Annotated in this window: 21 protein-coding genes; 5 read left to right on the top strand and 16 right to left on the bottom strand. The window is 57.2% G+C overall.

Annotated elements, in window-relative coordinates; all coding sequences use genetic code 11:
- Positions 1-5 precede the first annotated feature (5 nt).
- From ACQR3R_RS26920 to ACQR3R_RS26910, 3 genes are read right to left on the bottom strand one after another with little or no spacing between them, the layout of a single operon-like run.
- Positions 6-719 carry a prepilin-type N-terminal cleavage/methylation domain-containing protein gene (locus ACQR3R_RS26920; RefSeq protein WP_428277109.1) on the bottom strand — a complete coding sequence of 238 codons (714 nt, stop codon included), beginning with the start codon at positions 717-719 and terminating at the stop codon, positions 6-8.
- On the bottom strand, positions 716-1,165 hold the full coding sequence (pilV, locus tag ACQR3R_RS26915) for a type IV pilus modification protein PilV (protein ID WP_428277107.1): 450 nt from the start codon (positions 1,163-1,165) through the stop codon (positions 716-718). The genes ACQR3R_RS26920 and pilV overlap by 4 nt, the downstream gene beginning before the upstream one ends.
- Positions 1,162-1,635 carry a GspH/FimT family pseudopilin gene (locus tag ACQR3R_RS26910; protein ID WP_428277105.1) on the bottom strand — a complete coding sequence of 158 codons (474 nt, stop codon included), beginning with the start codon at positions 1,633-1,635 and terminating at the stop codon, positions 1,162-1,164. Before ACQR3R_RS26910 ends, pilV begins: the two co-directional genes overlap by 4 nt.
- Positions 1,636-1,765: 130 nt before the next feature.
- Between ACQR3R_RS26910 and ACQR3R_RS26905 the strand changes: the two genes are divergently transcribed.
- Positions 1,766-2,323 carry a GspH/FimT family pseudopilin gene (locus tag ACQR3R_RS26905; RefSeq protein ID WP_428277103.1) on the top strand — a complete coding sequence of 186 codons (558 nt, stop codon included), beginning with the start codon at positions 1,766-1,768 and terminating at the stop codon, positions 2,321-2,323.
- Here ACQR3R_RS26905 and ispH read toward each other — a convergent pair.
- The 6 genes from ispH to murJ form a co-directional block, all read right to left on the bottom strand.
- A complete protein-coding gene (gene ispH / locus ACQR3R_RS26900; protein ID WP_428277101.1) occupies positions 2,292-3,239 on the bottom strand; it encodes a 4-hydroxy-3-methylbut-2-enyl diphosphate reductase in 948 nt (315 codons plus the stop codon). The two genes, ACQR3R_RS26905 and ispH, sit on opposite strands and share 32 nt — an antisense overlap.
- A gap of 92 nt (positions 3,240-3,331) precedes the next feature.
- Entirely contained in the window at positions 3,332-3,784 is a 453-nt protein-coding gene (fkpB, locus tag ACQR3R_RS26895) for an FKBP-type peptidyl-prolyl cis-trans isomerase (protein ID WP_428277099.1), read from the bottom strand.
- Positions 3,777-4,289, bottom strand: coding sequence for a signal peptidase II (gene lspA / locus ACQR3R_RS26890; protein WP_428277097.1), 513 nt, complete (start codon positions 4,287-4,289; stop codon positions 3,777-3,779). Before lspA ends, fkpB begins: the two co-directional genes overlap by 8 nt.
- Positions 4,282-7,113, bottom strand: a complete 2,832-nt coding sequence (gene ileS / locus ACQR3R_RS26885) for an isoleucine--tRNA ligase (RefSeq protein WP_428277095.1) — start codon at positions 7,111-7,113, stop codon at positions 4,282-4,284. Before ileS ends, lspA begins: the two co-directional genes overlap by 8 nt.
- Positions 7,114-8,064, bottom strand: a complete 951-nt coding sequence (ribF, locus tag ACQR3R_RS26880) for a bifunctional riboflavin kinase/FAD synthetase (RefSeq protein ID WP_428277093.1) — start codon at positions 8,062-8,064, stop codon at positions 7,114-7,116.
- A gap of 129 nt (positions 8,065-8,193) precedes the next feature.
- A complete protein-coding gene (gene murJ, locus ACQR3R_RS26875; RefSeq protein ID WP_428277091.1) occupies positions 8,194-9,732 on the bottom strand; it encodes a murein biosynthesis integral membrane protein MurJ in 1,539 nt (512 codons plus the stop codon).
- Between the two features lie 252 nt (positions 9,733-9,984).
- On the opposite strand from murJ, the gene rpsT reads away from it, so the two are divergent.
- On the top strand, positions 9,985-10,263 hold the full coding sequence (gene rpsT / locus ACQR3R_RS26870; protein ID WP_008154937.1) for a 30S ribosomal protein S20: 279 nt from the start codon (positions 9,985-9,987) through the stop codon (positions 10,261-10,263).
- A 185-nt stretch (positions 10,264-10,448) separates the two neighbouring features.
- On the opposite strand, the gene ACQR3R_RS26865 is transcribed toward rpsT, so the two are convergent.
- The 5 genes from ACQR3R_RS26865 to rplU form a co-directional block, all read right to left on the bottom strand.
- Complete coding sequence (locus ACQR3R_RS26865; RefSeq protein ID WP_428277088.1) at positions 10,449-10,913, bottom strand: CreA family protein; 465 nt, start codon at positions 10,911-10,913, stop codon at positions 10,449-10,451.
- A gap of 12 nt (positions 10,914-10,925) precedes the next feature.
- On the bottom strand, positions 10,926-12,047 hold the full coding sequence (gene proB / locus ACQR3R_RS26860; RefSeq protein ID WP_428277086.1) for a glutamate 5-kinase: 1,122 nt from the start codon (positions 12,045-12,047) through the stop codon (positions 10,926-10,928).
- A gap of 134 nt (positions 12,048-12,181) precedes the next feature.
- Positions 12,182-13,405 (bottom strand): Obg family GTPase CgtA, encoded by a 1,224-nt coding sequence (gene cgtA / locus ACQR3R_RS26855; RefSeq protein WP_428277083.1) that lies wholly within the window; start codon positions 13,403-13,405, stop codon positions 12,182-12,184.
- A 194-nt stretch (positions 13,406-13,599) separates the two neighbouring features.
- Positions 13,600-13,875: a 50S ribosomal protein L27 gene (gene rpmA / locus ACQR3R_RS26850; RefSeq protein WP_007943982.1), complete on the bottom strand. Its 276-nt coding sequence runs from the start codon at positions 13,873-13,875 to the stop codon at positions 13,600-13,602.
- Between the two features lie 35 nt (positions 13,876-13,910).
- On the bottom strand, positions 13,911-14,225 hold the full coding sequence (gene rplU, locus ACQR3R_RS26845) for a 50S ribosomal protein L21 (protein ID WP_003176051.1): 315 nt from the start codon (positions 14,223-14,225) through the stop codon (positions 13,911-13,913).
- 240 nt (positions 14,226-14,465) lie between these two features.
- Between rplU and ACQR3R_RS26840 the strand changes: the two genes are divergently transcribed.
- From ACQR3R_RS26840 to ACQR3R_RS26830, 3 genes are all read left to right on the top strand, one after another.
- On the top strand, positions 14,466-15,434 hold the full coding sequence (locus tag ACQR3R_RS26840) for a polyprenyl synthetase family protein (RefSeq protein ID WP_428277080.1): 969 nt from the start codon (positions 14,466-14,468) through the stop codon (positions 15,432-15,434).
- Between the two features lie 93 nt (positions 15,435-15,527).
- A complete protein-coding gene (locus tag ACQR3R_RS26835) occupies positions 15,528-15,869 on the top strand; it encodes a zinc ribbon domain-containing protein YjdM (RefSeq protein WP_201116276.1) in 342 nt (113 codons plus the stop codon).
- A gap of 207 nt (positions 15,870-16,076) precedes the next feature.
- Entirely contained in the window at positions 16,077-16,334 is a 258-nt protein-coding gene (locus tag ACQR3R_RS26830; RefSeq protein WP_428277077.1) for a PA4570 family protein, read from the top strand.
- A gap of 150 nt (positions 16,335-16,484) precedes the next feature.
- Here ACQR3R_RS26830 and ACQR3R_RS26825 read toward each other — a convergent pair whose 3' ends face one another.
- Positions 16,485-17,102 (bottom strand): BamJ family beta-barrel-assembly machinery protein, encoded by a 618-nt coding sequence (locus ACQR3R_RS26825; protein ID WP_046048787.1) that lies wholly within the window; start codon positions 17,100-17,102, stop codon positions 16,485-16,487.
- A gap of 123 nt (positions 17,103-17,225) precedes the next feature.
- Positions 17,226-17,537 (bottom strand): DUF6482 family protein, encoded by a 312-nt coding sequence (locus ACQR3R_RS26820; protein WP_428277075.1) that lies wholly within the window; start codon positions 17,535-17,537, stop codon positions 17,226-17,228.
- Between the last annotated feature and the right edge of the window lie 73 nt (positions 17,538-17,610).

The following is a 17,610-nucleotide window of genomic DNA, read 5'->3' as shown; positions in this document are numbered from 1 at the left end:
TCCTCTCATTGCAATCGGTTGCGCAAAGCGGCAACTACGTTGAAGGTTTGATCACTGACACGCAGGTTCGGATCGGTGAGCGTCAGGCTCAACCGCACGCTGCGAATTCGGGATGGGTCAGCCGGATTCGTGCTGTAGGTGGACGCCGCGACATCAGTGGCCGAGGTGGCGAGCCCAAAACTCACGTTAAAGTACTTCACGTTGTCCACCAGCACGTACTGGGGGGGCGTACCAATACCGGTGCCCATGGTCAGTTGACCGTTCTTCAAGACGTAGACCAGCCGCCGGATCGGAAACGCCAGTTGCCCGGCCGCGGGAGCGGCCAGGTTTGAATAAGCGGTCGCTGTGTTTCGGCAATCGGAGATGACAGTCCAGGTCGGCACTCCCCCATTGGCGCCCACATCAGCGGTGACCAGCGTCAATTGCAGGTTGGAATTGTCCCAACTGATAGGCGTTGCCTGAATCGCACCAAAACTTGACCCCGCACTGGCATCGGTGATGGTCCCAAGACATCCGAACATGCCCACCATGCGAATTTCCTGAATCAACTTGCTCAGTACAAACCGCGCATCTTCCTGCATGCCGGCGGCTGTGTTTTGACTGACGTAGGTATTTTTGGCCGCGATGAAAATCTGCGCCACACCCAGCACCACCACCAGACTCAGCGCCAGTGCGATCAATAACTCGATCAGGCCAAACCCTTTGTTGGACCGGCTCATGGTGTGGTCACCGGATCGACTGTGGCGCGACTGCTCAGCACAAAGCTGCGACGAGTATTCGCGGCGTTGGCGGCTCGCGAGTCATCCCAATTGATGGTGATGGTGTACACCCGCTGATTGAGGGTAATGCTGCCTGTCGCGGTAGCTCCGCCGAAGGCGACGATGTTGGTCGTGAAGTCGTAGAGGTCCTGATCGCGCGCAACGTTCAGGTTACCGGCGGTGGGCGGCGTGACGGTGTAATCGGCTCCGGAGTTCGCACGGATACGGTCCATCATGTCGTAAGCGATAAAACTGGCCTGACTGGTCATCCGTGAACTGTCGGTATATTTCAGCGCATTAAGTTGAATCGCCGCTGCCCCCAACAGCCCCACAGTCAGAATCAACAACGCAACCAGCACCTCGATCAGAGTCATGCCCTTCTGTACCCGCTTGCTTCCTTGCCTCATCCGCAACTACCGCCCAGTAAAATTCGACCGTTCAAACACACATTCAGCGTCCTGCTTTGCGACCCCAGCACGTAGCTGATAACCACCGCCGTCGACGGAGCCAACAAGCCGCCCAGGTTATTGAAATCAATGGGGGCCACTCCTGAGGTTAGCGCCAGAGTCGCACCGCTGCTCATCGCGGGAACAACCCGCAATACATTGGCCAGATTGCCAGTACCGTCATACACCGAGATTTCTCCGGTCCAGGCCCCGCCCGCCACCGTAGGGCGAACCCGGGTAGTAATGCCACGGTCGATGGCTTCAAGCCGAGCGAAATTAAGGCCACGCTGCAAGTCGCCAATCTCGGTGTCGGCGCGGGTTCCCTGCACCGAACGGGTAAACATCGGAACGGCCAAGGTGATCAAAATCAAAAAGACAGCGAGCGTGATCAATACCTCGATCAGCGTGAAACCTTTTGTACGATGATCCATCAGTGCCCTCCGATGCCGTCGGCTATACCTGCCTCTACACGCTAGAACATTCGAGCGGTAGATGTGAGTTGTTTTGCCATTAGTTGCGCAAGGATTGCGCGTTCCGCACCACTCCAGGGAGGGAGATATCATGCGTCAGCAAGGTTTCAGCCTGATCGAACTGCTTATGGGACTGGCGATTGCCGCGATTGTTCTACACCTGGCCACCCCGGCGTTCGCCGCGTTGACTGAATCCAACCATCGCGAGGAAGCAGCATGGTCAATCGTCAGTGGAATACGCAGCGCCAGAAGCGAGGCGATTACGCGCAACCAGACCATTGTGATTCACGCGACCAATGACGATTGGAGTCAGGGTTGGCGGATGATTGCGGACGTCAGTGGCAAGGGACATGAAGACAGTGACAACCCACTGCTGCTCGAACGCCAAAGCAATACTCAAGTACCGATTTTCGGCAACGGCCCGGTAAAAACCGCTATACGGTTCAACCATCTGGGCAAACCGCTATTAGACGAAGGAGGCTTTCGAGCGGGGACGCTGCACGTTTGTGCAACACGCGGGCCGGTGAGTGAATTGCAGGTAGTACTGGCGGCTAGCGGTCGCGTCAGCCTGCGCAGCAAAAAAACTGCACAGGCGTTATGCGAGAGAGGGAAAAAACTTAAAGCAGCGAGCGCACACGCAGCTCTTTAGGCATGGAGAACGTGATGTTCTCTTCACGACCTGCCAGTTCGTCGGCACCGGTCGCACCCCACGCCTGTAACTGCTGGATCACGCCACGCACCAGAACTTCTGGGGCGGAGGCACCCGCCGTAATGCCAATGCGCTCGACACCATCAAACCAGCTTTTTTGCAGGTCTTCGGCACCGTCGATCAAATAGGCTGGCGTGGCCATGCGTTCGGCGAGCTCACGCAAGCGATTGGAGTTGGAGCTGTTGGGGCTGCCCACCACCAACACCACATCGCATTCATCCGCCAGTTGCTTAACCGCGTCCTGGCGGTTTTGCGTGGCGTAGCAGATGTCGTCCTTGCGCGGACCACCGATTGCCGGGAAACGCGCCCGCAGCGCGTCGATGACACGGCTGGTATCGTCCATCGACAACGTTGTCTGAGTCACGAACGCCAATTTCTCAGGATTGTTTACCTGCAATGCGGCGACGTCTTTCTCATCTTCCACCAGGTAGATCGCGCCACCATTACTGGCATCGTACTGCCCCATGGTGCCTTCGACTTCCGGGTGACCGGCGTGACCGATGAGGATGCATTCACGACCGTCGCGACTGTAGCGCGCCACTTCGATATGCACCTTGGTCACCAGCGGGCACGTGGCATCGAACACTTTCAGGCCACGGCCTGCCGCTTCGGTACGCACCGCTTGGGATACACCATGGGCACTGAAGATCACGATAACGTCGTCCGGCACCTGATCCAGCTCCTCGACGAAGATTGCCCCGCGAGCACGCAGGTCTTCAACGACGAATTTGTTGTGCACCACTTCATGGCGCACATAGATAGGCGGCCCGAAGACTTCCAGGGCGCGGTTGACGATTTCGATCGCCCGGTCCACACCGGCGCAGAAGCCACGGGGATTGGCGAGTTTGATTTGCATGCTGTGCCTCGTGTCTTGCGCGCAAGAAATAGCGAAAACAGTGAAAAACCTAATGTGGGAGCAGGCTCCCACATTTGCCCGCATTGGGTCAGTTACAGCGATTTGACGCTGATAATCTCGACGTCAAAGGTCAGTATCTTGCCCGCTAGCGGATGGTTGAAGTCGATGGTGACTTGCTCATCATCGAATTCTTTCACCACGCCAGGCAGTTCAGTATTCGCCGCGTCGTTGAAGATAACCAGCAAACCCGCTGACAGCTCCATGTCCTTGAACTGCGAACGCGGGATGATCTGTACGTTCTGCGGATTCGGCTGACCAAACGCGTTTTCCGGCGCGATGGTCAGCGTACGCTTGTCGCCAGCCTTGAAGCCGAACAATGCAGCTTCAAAACCTGGCAACAGGTTACCGTCGCCGACCTGAAAGGTCGCCGGGGCTTTGTCGAAGGTGCTGTCGACGGTGTCGCCGTTCTCCAGGCGCAAAGCAAAGTGCAAGGTGACTTCCGTGTTCTGGCGGATGCGTTGCTCAGCCAATACCTGTTCAGTCATGAACGGTTTCTCCGGTCTTCTTACTTTTGAACATATCCAGTGCAAGCATCACGGCGCCGACAGTGATTGCACTGTCAGCGAAGTTGAACGCCGGGAAATACCAGCGATGTTGCCAATGCACCAGAATGAAATCGATCACATGTCCCAAGGCAATGCGGTCATACAAATTGCCTAGCGCGCCACCGAGCACCAGGGCCAACGCCACTGCCAGCCAGGTTTCATCGCGCCCCAGACGCTTCAGCCAAACCACCAGCACGGCGCTGACCACGACCGCAATCAGGGCGAACAACCAGCGCTGCCAGCCGGAGCTGTCGGCCAGGAAGCTGAACGCTGCGCCGGTGTTGTACGCCAGGGTCCAGCTGAAATAATCGGGGATCACCACGATTTGCTGGTACATGTTCAGCGAGCCTTCGAAGTAGGCTTTGCTGACCTGGTCAATGACCAGGACCAGCAAACTCAACCAAAGCCAACTCAGCCGTCCGAAACGACCAACGCCATTAGGCATAGTGACGAACCTCTCCAGCGCCGCTGATGTTGTCGACGCAACGACCGCAAATTTCCGGATGTTCCGGGTTCACGCCAACATCTTCACGGCAGTGCCAGCAACGGGCGCACTTGGCGAAGGCCGACTTGACGATTTTCAGCTTCAGCCCGCTGACTTCGGTAACCACGGCATCGGCCGGCGCTTGCACGAAAGGTGCAACGGTGGCGGTCGAGGTGATCAGCACAAAACGCAACTCGTTGCTCAGCTTGGCCAGATCGGCGCTCAGCGCTTCTTCGGCAAACAGCGTCACTTCGGCTTGCAGGTTGCCACCGACGGCTTTGGCTGCGCGCTGGATTTCCATTTCCTTGTTGACTGCCACCTTCACCGCCATGATCCGCTCCCAATAGGCGCGGCCCAGTTCGACGTTGTCTGGCAGTTCGGTCAGGCCTTCGTACCAGGTGTTGAGCATCACCGACTCGTTACGCTCGCCCGGCAGGTATTCCCACAGCTCGTCGGCGGTGAAGGCCAGGATCGGCGCGATCCAGCGCACCAGCGCTTCAGAGATGTGGTACAGCGCAGTCTGCGCCGAACGCCGCGCCTTGCTGTTGGCGCCAGTGGTGTACTGACGGTCCTTGATGATATCGAGGTAGAAACCGCCCAGTTCCTGCACGCAGAAGTTGTGGATCTTCGAGTACACGTTCCAGAAACGGTATTCACCGTAATGCTCCTGCAACTCGCGTTGCAGCAACAGGGTGCGATCCACGGCCCAACGGTCCAGCGCCAGCATTTCTTCGGCCGGCAGGATGTCGGTGGCCGGGTTGAAACCGGTCAGGTTGGAGAGCAGGAAGCGCGCCGTGTTACGAATACGACGGTAAGCGTCGGCACTGCGCTGCAGGATCTGATCGGAAACGGCCATTTCGCCCGAGTAATCGGTAGACGCGACCCACAAACGCATGATGTCGGCGCCCAAGGTGTCATTGACCTTTTGCGGAGCGATGACGTTGCCCAGCGACTTGGACATCTTGCGACCGGCCTCATCAACGGTGAAGCCGTGAGTCAGCAACTCGCGATAAGGCGCGTGGTTGTCGATGGCGCAACCGGTCAGCAGCGACGAGTGGAACCAGCCACGGTGTTGGTCCGAGCCTTCCAGGTACAGGTCGGCACGCGGGCCGGTTTCATGACCCATCGGGTGCGAACCACGCAGCACGTGCCAATGCGTAGTGCCGGAATCGAACCACACATCCAGCGTGTCGCTGATCTTGTCGTACTGCGGCGCTTCATCACCCAGCAACTCGGCCGCGTCCATTTTGAACCAGGCTTCGATGCCTTCGACTTCGACGCGCTTGGCAACTTCTTCCATCAGTTCAGCGGTGCGCGGGTGCAGTTCGCCGCTTTCCTTGTTCAGGAAAAACGGGATCGGCACGCCCCAGTTACGCTGGCGGGAGATGCACCAGTCCGGACGGTTGGCGATCATCGAATGCAAACGTGCCTGGCCCCAGGCCGGAACGAATTTTGTTTCTTCAATGGCTTTGATCGCCCGCTTGCGCAGGGTTTCACCGCTGGTTGGTTCCTTGTCCATGCCGATGAACCACTGCGCGGTGGCGCGGTAGATCAGCGGAGTCTTGTGGCGCCAGCAGTGCATGTAGCTGTGTTCGATAACAGTGGTGTCGAGTAGCGCACCGACTTCAGTCAACTTTTCGACGATGGCCGGATTGGCCTTCCAGATGAACTGGCCACCGAAGAACTCAAGCGACGGTACATACACGCCGTTGCTCTGGACCGGATTTAGGATGTCGTCGTTGACCATGCCATACGCTTTGCAGGTCACGAAGTCGTCCACGCCGTAGGCCGGGGCGGAGTGAACCACGCCGGTGCCAGCGCCCAGTTCGACGTACTCGGCCAGGTAAACCGGCGACAAGCGATCGTAGAACGGATGACGGAAGTTGATCAGCTCCAGCGCTTTACCGGTGGTGGTCGCGATGACCGATCCTTCCAGTTTGTAGCGCGCCAGGCACGACTCAACCAGCTCCTCGGCCAGCACCAGCAATTTGTCGCCGACGTCGACCAGGGCGTAGTTGAATTCCGGGTGAACGTTCAGTGCCTGGTTGGCCGGAATGGTCCACGGGGTGGTGGTCCAGATCACGATCAAGGCAGGTTTGCCCAGCGACGAGAGACCGAAAGCGGCAGCCAGTTTGGCTTCGTCGGCAATCGGGAACGCGACGTCGATGGTCGAGGATTTTTTGTTCTCGTATTCGACTTCGGCTTCAGCCAGTGCCGAACCGCAATCGAAACACCAGTTCACAGGCTTAAGGCCCTTGAACACAAAACCGCCCTTGACGATTTCGGCCAAGGCACGGATTTCGCCGGCCTCGTTCTTGAAGCTCATAGTCTTGTACGGGTTGGCCCAATCGCCTAACACGCCCAGACGGATGAATTCCGATTTCTGCCCTTCGATCTGCTCGGCGGCGTAGGCACGGCACAGTTCGCGGGTTTTATCCGCGCCCAGGTTTTTACCGTGGGTCACTTCAACCTTGTGCTCGATCGGCAAGCCATGACAATCCCAACCTGGAACGTAAGGCGCGTCGAAACCCGAAAGGGTTTTCGAACGGATAATCATGTCCTTCAGAATTTTGTTCAGCGCATGACCGATGTGAATTGTGCCGTTGGCATAAGGAGGGCCATCGTGAAGGACGAACTTCGGACGATCCTTGCCAATTTCACGCAACTTACCGTACAGGCCAATGCTGTCCCAGCGCTGCAGAATCTGCGGTTCGCGCTGAGGCAGGCCGGCCTTCATTGGGAAGGCGGTGTCCGGAAGGTTTAGCGTGGCTTTATAGTCGGTCATTTATGGCTCTTCATTAGCGATTGGCGCTAGGTGCGACAGGGCACGGGCGGCGGCGACATCCGCATTGATCGCCGTCTTAAGCGCCTCCAGAGAGGCGAAACGCTGCTCTTCACGCAGCTTATGGTGGAAAACCACCGTCAAACGCCGGTCATACAGATCGCCGGCAAAATCTAAAAGATGGACTTCGAGGTGGGCCTTGCCATCCCCTTGAACCGTAGGCCGCACGCCGATATTGGCAACGCCCGGCCAAGTCTTGCCGTCGATATCGACATTGACCAGGTAAACCCCGGTCAGCGGCACACGACGGCGCTTGAGTTGTACGTTGGCGGTGGGCGTACCCAGTTGGCGCGCCAGTTTCTGACCATGCAGTACCCGCCCGGCAATCCGGAACGGGCGCCCGAGCAGTCGCTCGGCCAACGCAAAATCAGCGGCAGCCAGGGCGTTACGGACCTGAGTGCTGCTGACACGAATGCCTTCCATCTCGACGGTCTGCGCCGCTTCAACGGTAAATCCTTGAACGACACCTGCCTGCTGCAGGAAATCGAAATCGCCTACCCGATCGCAACCAAAACGGAAGTCGTCGCCGACTTCCAGGTGTTGCACACCGAGGCCATCAACGAGGATGGTGTCGACAAATTCACTGGCGCCAAGCTTGCTCAAGCGCTGGTTGAACGCCAGGCACAAGACCCGGTCGACACCTTCTTCAGCCAACAGCTGCAGTTTGTCCCGCAGCCGGGCAAGACGTGCTGGTGCCGTCTCAGGGGCGAAAAATTCGCGCGGCTGCGGCTCGAAAATCACCACGCAGCTGGGCACGCCCAACTCGAGCGCACGCTCACGCAGCCTCGCCAGGATAGCCTGGTGGCCACGGTGAACACCGTCAAAGTTGCCAATAGTGGCGACGCAGCCCCGATGCTGGGGGCGCAGATTGTGGAGGCCTCGAACCAGCTGCATAACGCGCTTCTTGCTCATAAAGTGGTCGATTATAACCACACCCGGCGCCCGACGACAGGCAACACCGTAACCCAAAGTGATCGAGCCGACAAAACCACCGGCTCGCCCGTATTTATCGAGGCCTGAGCCTTAGCTCAAGGCCTTTCTATTGAAGTCTCTCAAGCGAAAGCCCATCAGCACCAACATGCCGAAATAAGACACCACTCCAGCGACCACCAAAGCGCCCAATCGCATGAAGCGCTCAAGCATATGCCCCTGATCCCACGGCGGCATGAAGTGCATCCCCGCGAGCAGTACAGCGGACATCACCAACACCGCGATCACCAGCTTCAAGCCGAACTTGGCCCAGCCGGGCTGCGGTTGATACATCTGCTGCTTGCGCAGTTGATAGAACAACAGCCCGGCATTGATACAAGCACCGGCGCTAATGGCCAGCGCCAGGCCGGCGTGGGCCAGCGGGCCAATCAATACCAGGTTGAACAGTTGAGTGACGATCAATGTGAAAATCGCGATTTTTACCGGAGTGCGGATGTTCTGTTGCGCATAAAACCCCGGCGCCAGCACTTTAATCACGATTATCCCCAGCAAACCAACCGAATACGCCACCAGCGCACGCTGGGTCATGGACGCATCAAACGCACTGAACTGGCCGTACTGAAACAGCGAAACGGTCAGTGGCTCAGCCAGAATCCCCAACGCCAGCGAACACGGCAACACCAGCACGAAGCACAGCCGCAGGCCCCAGTCGAGGATGCGCGAATACTCATGGCGATCTTTACTGGCGTAGGTCTTGGCCAACGTTGGCAGCAAGATAGTGCCCAGCGCCACGCCCAGCACACCCGAGGGCAACTCCATCAGGCGGTCCGCGTAATACATCCAGGACACAGAGCCTGCGACCAGGAAGGAGGCGAAAATAGTGTTGATGATCAGCGAAATCTGGCTGACGGAAACGCCGAGAATCGCCGGCAGCATCTGCCTCATCACCCGCCAGACACCGCTATCGCGAAGATTCAGGCGTGGCAGCACCAGCATGCCGATCTTCTTCAGGTGTGGCAGCTGATAGAGCAATTGCGCCAGTCCACCCACCAAAACCGCCCACCCCAAAGCCATGACCGGCGGGTTGAAATACGGCGTCAGGAACAATGCAAAGACAATCATGCTGACGTTCAGCAGGGTTGGCACGAAGGCCGGCACCGAAAAGCGGTTATAGGTATTGAGGATCGCCCCGGCCAGCGAGGAAAGAGAGATCAGCAATATATAAGGAAAGGTGACCCTCAAGAGACTGGAGGTGAGCTCGAATTTTTCTGGCGTGTCGGTAAAACCTGGCGCCGTTGCCCAGATCACCCAAGGCGCGGCAATCATGCCCAATACAGTGACCAGCGCCAGCACGAGGGTCAGCAGGCCAGAAACATAGGCAATGAATGTTCGCGTCGCCTCCTCACCCTTCTGGCTTTTATATTCGGCAAGAATCGGCACAAAGGCTTGAGAAAAAGCACCCTCGGCAAAGATCCGTCGCAGCAGATTCGGTAGTTTGAAGGCGATAAAGAAGGCATCCGTGGCCATCCCCGCGCCAAATGTACGCGCAATAAGGGTGTCACGAACAAACCCCAGAACCCGGGAGAGCATCGTGATAGAGCTGACGGCGGCCAACGATTTGAGCAGATTCATTTAAAGAGTTTGTGCCTGTCGATAAACAGCAGGCGAACAAAGCGCCTACTTATGCGATACTCCGCGCCGCAGCAGCACAGAGCCAAAGCTCGCGAGTTTACAGGTCAAGCGCCGGAAATAAATATCCCGCCTCTTTATACCTACCACTTAGCGGAACGTCTCAACCGCCCTTGACAAGACATCAACTCATCGGCATGATTCGCGGCCTATTTTGTTTGCTATTTCCTAAAAAGTCTTTCGAGGAGCTCGACGGTGGCCAACACACCTTCCGCCAAAAAACGTGCAAAACAGGCTGAGAAGCGTCGCAGCCACAACGCCAGCCTGCGTTCCATGGTTCGTACCTACATCAAGAATGTAGTTAAGGCCATCGACGCAAAAGACGCTGAAAAAGCTCAAGCTGCTTACGTTCTGGCCGTGCCAGTTATCGACCGTATGGCCGATAAAGGCATCATCCACAAGAACAAGGCTGCTCGTCATAAGAGCCGCCTGAACGGTCACGTCAAGGCTCTGAACCTTGCTGTTGCCGCATAAGCGATAAGCTTGTTAAAAAACCGACCTCAGGGTCGGTTTTTTATTGCCTGCGATTTAACAAACACCACACAAAAAAATGTGGGAGCGAGCCTGCTCGCGATGAGTGACCAACATTCAACACCTCTGTTGACTGAAAGTCCGCTATCGCGAGCAGGCTCGCTCCCACAATTTGGATCTTTGCTAGCTTACTGGGCGTGAGGCCACGGCAAAATCGGGATCGCGGTAACCGCGTTCTGCGGACTGCCCTCAATCAAACGGTCGCTGTAGACCAGGTACACCAGCGTATTGCGCTTCTTGTCGAGGAACCGCACCACTTGCATGGTCTTGAATACCAGCGACGTGCGCTCCTTGAACACCTCGTCGCCATCCTTCAACTCACCCTTGAAGTTGATCGGCCCGACCTGACGACATGCTATCGACGCTTCCGCACGATCTTCAGCCAAACCCAAGCCACCCTTCACACCACCGGTTTTGGCGCGCGACAAATAGCAGGTCACACCGTCGACTTTCGGATCATCAAATGCCTCGACGACAATACGATCGTTCGGCCCCACAAACTTGAACACCGTCGACACCTGACCAATCTCTTCAGCCGAAGCCAGTAGCGGCATCGCCAATAGCAGACCCAACAACCCCTTTGCCACGCGCATTCAGGTAATTCCTCAGACCAGAATCAGGTTATCGCGGTGAACCAGTTCTGGTTCCGCCATATAACCCAACAAACCAACAATCGCCTCAGACGACTGCCCAATGATTTTTTGTGCTTCCAGCGCACTGTAGTTGGCCAGGCCGCGAGCAATTTCACGACCGTCCGGTGCTACGCATACCACCATTTCACCGCGACGAAAGCTGCCCTGAACCAGTTTGACACCGACCGGCAGCAGGCTTTTATTGCCCTGGGATAACGCAGCCACAGCTCCCGCATCCAACACCAGCGTGCCTCGGGTTTGCAGATGCCCGGCCAGCCACTGCTTGCGCGCGGCCAGCATGCCGCGCTCAGGCGAGAGCAAGGTGCCAATGCGCTCACCAGCCTTCAGCCGATCCAGCACTCGCTCCAGACGCCCACCCACAATGATGGTGTGCGCCCCGGAACGCGCCGCCAGCCTCGCCGCACGCAACTTGGTTTGCATGCCACCACGCCCCAATGCGCCGCCAGTACCACCAGCCACCGCATCCAGCGCCGGATCATCGGCGCGCGCTTCGTAAATCAGGTTGGCATCTGGGTTATTGCGCGGGTCAGCGTCAAACATGCCATCGCGATCGGTAAGGATCACCAGCAAATCAGCCTCGACCAGATTGGCCACCAGCGCCGCGAGCGTGTCGTTGTCGCCGAAACGGATTTCGTCGGTGACCACAGTGTCGTTTTCGTTGATCACCGGGATAACCTTCAACTCAACCAGAGCGCGCAAGGTGCTACGAGCGTTCAGATAGCGCTTGCGGTCGGACAAGTCATCGTGAGTCAGCAGGATCTGCGCAGTATGCCGGCCATGCACACCAAAGCTCGACTCCCAGGCCTGCACCAGACCCATCTGACCGATAGCGGCGGCCGCCTGCAACTCGTGCATCGCACTGGGTCGCACCGTCCAGCCCAGACGACTCATGCCCGCAGCTACCGCCCCAGAGGACACCAGCACCAGCTCGACGCCCGCCTCATGCAGCGCCACCATCTGTTCAACCCAGACACTCATTGCCGCGCGATCCAGGCCCTTGCCGTCCGCCGTCAGCAAAGCGCTGCCGATCTTCACGACCCAACGCTGCGCACCTGTCACCTTGCTCCGCATCATCTTCAACCTTAGCTTGAGGACAGCGCGACCTGGCACTGCCCGTGACGTTAATCGTGGTTATTCGTGACCAACGATCGATTTCCAGATACTAAAACGCCGCTCCAGAGAGCGGCGTTTAAGTTTATCGCAACGAATCAGTCACGCACGTAAATGATTTCCGGACCGTCTTCGTCATCCACATCTTCTTCGTCCCAATCATCGTCGCCGATGTCATGGACCGACTTGACGCCACTGCGACGCAAGGCACGCTGATCGTCCAGCGCCTGCAACTGCGCACGGGCTTCATCTTCGATGCGCTGATCGAGATCAGCCAGCTCTTCCTTGTAAGCCGGGTCGTTAGCCAGGCGATCGGCACGATCTTCCATGTAACGCATGATGTCGTGGCACAGACGCTCGGTACCGAGCTTGGAGATGGCCGAGATCACGTAGACCGGACCGGTCCACTCAAGGCGATCAACGATCTCCTTGACGCGATCTTCGTGCTCTTCTTCAAGGATCTGGTCGCACTTGTTCAGCACCAACCAACGATCGCGCTCAGCCAGGGACGGGCTGAATTTGGTCAGCTCGCTGACAATCACTTCAGCCGCATCCGGAGCACTGGCGTCATCCAGCGGCGCCATATCGACGAGGTGCAACAGCAAACGGGTACGCGACAAGTGCTTGAGGAAGCGAATCCCCAGGCCCGCACCATCAGATGCGCCTTCGATCAGGCCCGGAATGTCCGCAACCACGAAGCTTTTCCAGCGATCGACGCTGACCACTCCCAGGTTAGGCACCAGCGTGGTGAACGGGTAGTCGGCGACTTTCGGCTTGGCGGCCGACACAGAGCGGATAAAGGTACTTTTACCAGCGTTCGGCAAGCCCAGCAGACCCACGTCAGCCAACACTTTCATTTCCAGCTTGAGATCACGCGCCTCACCCGGTTTACCCGGCGTGGTCTGGCGCGGAGCACGGTTGGTACTGGATTTGAAACGGGTGTTGCCCAGGCCGTGCCAGCCGCCATGCGCCACCAGCAGACGCTGGCCAGCCTTGGTCAGGTCACCGATGACTTCCTGAGTAGCAGAGTCGATAACTGTGGTGCCAACCGGCACACGCAGCACCAATTCCTCACCCTTCTTGCCAGTGCAGTCAGTGCTGCCGCCGTTCGAACCGCGCTCGGCATCGAAGTGACGGGTGTAACGGTAGTCCACCAGGGTGTTGAGGTTTTCATCGGCGATCATGTAGACCGACCCGCCATCACCACCATCACCGCCGTTAGGGCCGCCGTTTTCAATGAATTTTTCGCGACGGAAGCTCATGCAACCGTTGCCGCCGTCACCGGCCTTTACTCGAATCGATACTTCATCAACAAACTTCATAACAAAACGCCTCTCGTCGTACGGACGAGCCGAAAAAACCTAGACATAAGACTCTTGCAAAAATGAGCGCAGCGACCTCAAGCAACTACCTCAAACCCAGCTGCTTTTGCCCATCACAAACAGCTTTGCAAGAGACTCACCCCACAAACGAAAAAGCCCCGTCGCGAGACAGGGCTTTTCCAGCAACTACGTAATTATGCCGCGACGACGTCAGTCTTCGGGACAATGCTCACGTAACGGCGGTTGAAAGCGCCTTTTACTTCAAACTTGATCACGCCGTCGATTTTAGCGAACAGAGTGTGATCCTTGCCCATGCCAACACCGTAACCGGCGTGGAATTGGGTGCCGCGCTGACGCACGATGATGTTGCCCGGAATGATAACCTGGCCGCCATACATCTTCACGCCAAGGCGTTTGGCTTCTGAGTCGCGACCGTTACGGGTACTACCACCAGCTTTTTTGTGTGCCATGAGTTCAATTCTCCTAGTGAGGAATTAGGCTGAAATTAAGCCTGAATACCGGTGATTTTGATCTCGGTGTACCACTGGCGGTGGCCCATACGCTTCATGTGGTGCTTACGACGACGGAACTTGATGATGCGGACTTTATCGTGACGACCTTGGGAGATCACTTCAGCCACAACGGTAGCGCCAGCAACAACTGGAGCGCCGATATTCACGTCGTCGCCATTGGCGACCAACAGAACGCGATCAAAAGTAACGGATTCGCCAGTAGCGATTTCCAGTTTTTCAATCTTCAGGTATTCACCTGGGGCGACTTTGTACTGCTTGCCACCAGTAACGATTACTGCGTACGACATGGTATTTCTCCGATAATCCTGCTCACCCAGCTCTTTATAAGAAGAGGTATTGGCTGGCATGGCTGCATAAGGCTGGAAGGCCCGATTGCAATTGCGTAAGGCAGGTGCTGCCCAGGAAGTTCAGGGTGCGCGATTGTACGCAAGCTGCTTGAGCGATGCAAGTGGCCGTCCATCGCGCCTTGACACCCGCCGACGTGGGTCCTAGCATGCCGCGCAACCCTTCTGGAGCAACTGTCGCTGATGCAACCCCAAGCTTTCTACCGCGCGGTGGCGGACGATTTTACTGCCGTCGACGGCATCATCAAGAAGCAGCTGACTTCCCGAGTGCCGTTGGTATCGAAAATCGGCGACTACATTACCTCGGCCGGCGGTAAACGCCTGCGTCCTTTATTAGTGCTGCTGTGTGGCAAGGCCTTGGGCCGCGAGGGCGACGACCTGCGCCTGCTCGCCGCCACCATCGAGTTCCTGCACACCGCCACCCTGCTGCACGACGACGTGGTCGACATGTCCGGCATGCGCCGTGGCCGCTCGACTGCCAATGCCATGTGGGGCAACGCACCCAGCGTATTGGTGGGCGACTTCCTGTACTCGCGCTCTTTCGAAATGATGGTCGAGCTGGGCTCCATGCCGGTAATGAAAATCCTTTCGCAAGCGACTCGCATCATCGCTGAAGGCGAAGTGTTGCAATTGTCCAAGGTGCGCGACGCCAGCACTACCGAAGAAACCTACATGGAAGTCATCCGCGGCAAAACCGCGATGCTTTTCGAGGCTTCGACCCACAGCGCCGCAGCCCTGTGCGGTGCAACAGTGGAACAGAGTGAAGCCCTGCGTAACTTCGGTGATCACCTGGGTGTTGCTTTCCAATTGGTCGATGACTTGCTGGACTACAAAGGCGACGCTGAAACCTTGGGCAAGAACGTTGGTGACGACCTGGCCGAAGGCAAGCCCACGCTGCCGTTGATCTACACCATGCGTGAAGGCACGCCTGAGCAAGCCGCATTGGTGCGCCAGGCGATCCAGAAAGGTGGTATCGAAGACCTGGAAAGCATCCGCGAAGCCGTTGAAGCTTCCGGCTCGCTGGAATACACCGCGCAACTGGCTCGTGATTACGTCGCTCGTGCAATCAAATGCCTCGATGCGCTGCCCGCCAGTGAATACCGGGATGCACTGGCTGAACTCAGCGAGTTTGCGGTAGCCCGCACCCACTAAAGCAATCCCTTGCGGGAGCGGCGCCTCGCCTACCCCGCTTAAAACCCTATATAATGTGCGACTTTTAGCCCCCCCCTATTTCAAGGAGCTTTAGTGAGCACGTTGCCACCCTGCCCAAAATGCAATTCCGAATACACCTATGAAGACGGCGCACAGCTGATTTGCCCCGAGTGTGCGCACGAGTGGTCTGCCGGCGGCGAAGCTGAAGTGGCGTCCGATGACACGGTCAAAAAGGATTCGGTCGGCAATGTTCTGCAGGATGGCGACACCATTACCGTGATCAAAGACCTCAAGGTCAAAGGCACGTCGCTGGTGGTCAAGGTCGGCACCAAGGTCAAAAATATTCGCCTATGCGATGGTGATCATGACATCGACTGCAAGATCGATGGCATCGGCCCGATGAAGCTCAAATCCGAGTTCGTCAGAAAAGTCTGAATCTGCGTTACACCATCCCGCGCTCGCCGTGGGGTGGTGCCAGCCCCTTCCCCCACTTCACCACACACCCTTTCGCAATAGCAAAACGCCAGCCGTTTTGACCTTACGCAATCTTTACCCAGAAAAAATCACAAACCGCCAATAGGTCCTTGCTATTTGATGAATAAGAATTATTCTCATTGATCCCAATCAATGGAGATGAGACTCATGACTTATTTGATCGATGCCTGGCTGGACCGGCCGCACCCCTACCTCAGGATCCTGCATCGGGAAACCGGCGAAGTGTGCGCGGTGCTGGAGGAAGAAGCCCTGAACGAGCTACAGGACCAAGGTGATCTGGACGTCAACGGCTTGAGTTCCAGTGAGCCTGTGGTGCTCAAGGAGTTGGTGCGCAATCTGTTTCTGTTCTGCTATGCCCGGGCGTTGCGCCCGACCAATGAACTGCACCATAAGCTCGAATTATGAGAAACGCCGCAAGAGACTGCAGGAGCGAGCCCTGTGGAAGCGAGCGTGCTCGCGAAGAGGCCATAACATCCAACATCATCGTTGAATGACAAACCGTCTTCGCGAGCAAACCCGCGCCCACATGACCGAGCCCGTTCCGACACTCAGGTCTTACAGAACGTCGAGCAGCTCGACGTCGAATACCAGTACGCTGTGTGGCGGAATGCTGCCAACGCCTTGAGCGCCGTAAGCCAGTTCGCTCGGCACGTACAGACGCCATTTGCTACCGGCGTTCATCAGTTGCAGGGCTTCGGTCCAGCCAGCAATCACGCCGCCGACCGGGAATTCTGCAGGCTGGCCACGATCGTAGGAGCTGTCGAACACAGTGCCGTCGATCAGCGTGCCGTGGTAGTGGGTACGCACTTGATCTTCACGGGTTGGCTTGGCGCCTTCACCTTGAGTCAGCACTTCGAATTGCAGGCCGGAAGCCAACGTGGTGATGCCGTCACGCTTGGCGTTTTCAGCCAGGAATGCCAAGCCTTCGCCAGCAGCCGCTTCAGCCTTGGCAGCCGCTTCGGCTTGCATGATTTCGCGGATAACCTTGAAGCTCGCGGACATTTCTTCCTGGCCTACACGGCTTTCCTTGCCAGCGAAGGCATCAGTCAGGCCAGCCAGGATTGCATCCAGGCTAACGCCCGGTGGCGGGTTGTCGCGCAGTTGGTCGCCCAACTGACGGCCGATACCGTAGCTGACGCGTGTTTCGTCGGTGGACAGATTTACTTCGGACATGACACTGCTCCGCTGTGCGGGCGGCCGGGGAACATGCCGTGCGTGCACAGCGCGTCCCGGAGCGCCCGGAACTAAAAGGGCGAGCAGACTAGCACAGATGCCATTGGGTTGATGAGAGGGAGCTCAGCCCTGCCAACTCGAATGAAAGGTGATCGGCACCTTCAGACTTTCTTCAGCACTGGCCCCCAGCCCACACATCTCGTCATGAACCGAGGTGTGGATCAAATGGAAAGGCAGTTTCGGCGTGGTTTGAAGCATTTCACGCGCGTGCTCCACCGAGCGCAAATGTAAAGTTTTGCCATGCCCGTCATGCAGCGGAAAAGCAGCGCCATGCATCCGTGCTTCAAGCACATAGATTCCGCCTTCCAGCGAAATCAGATTGAGCTCATCAACTTTTCCGGCAATGGCGTAAGCATTCAACTCTTGCAGGTTCATGAACGCACCTCGAACAGTGGCAAGCCAAGACCCTTACAGGCATATGCCTTGAAGCACCAAAGTACAAGCCACC

Origin of the sequence: Gordonia sp. IEGM753 (assembly GCF_050321825.1) — a bacterium.
Lineage (GTDB): Bacteria > Pseudomonadota > Gammaproteobacteria > Pseudomonadales > Pseudomonadaceae > Aquipseudomonas.
Note: the sequence above shows the minus strand (reverse complement) of the source record. Positions and strands in the feature narration are given on the sequence as shown.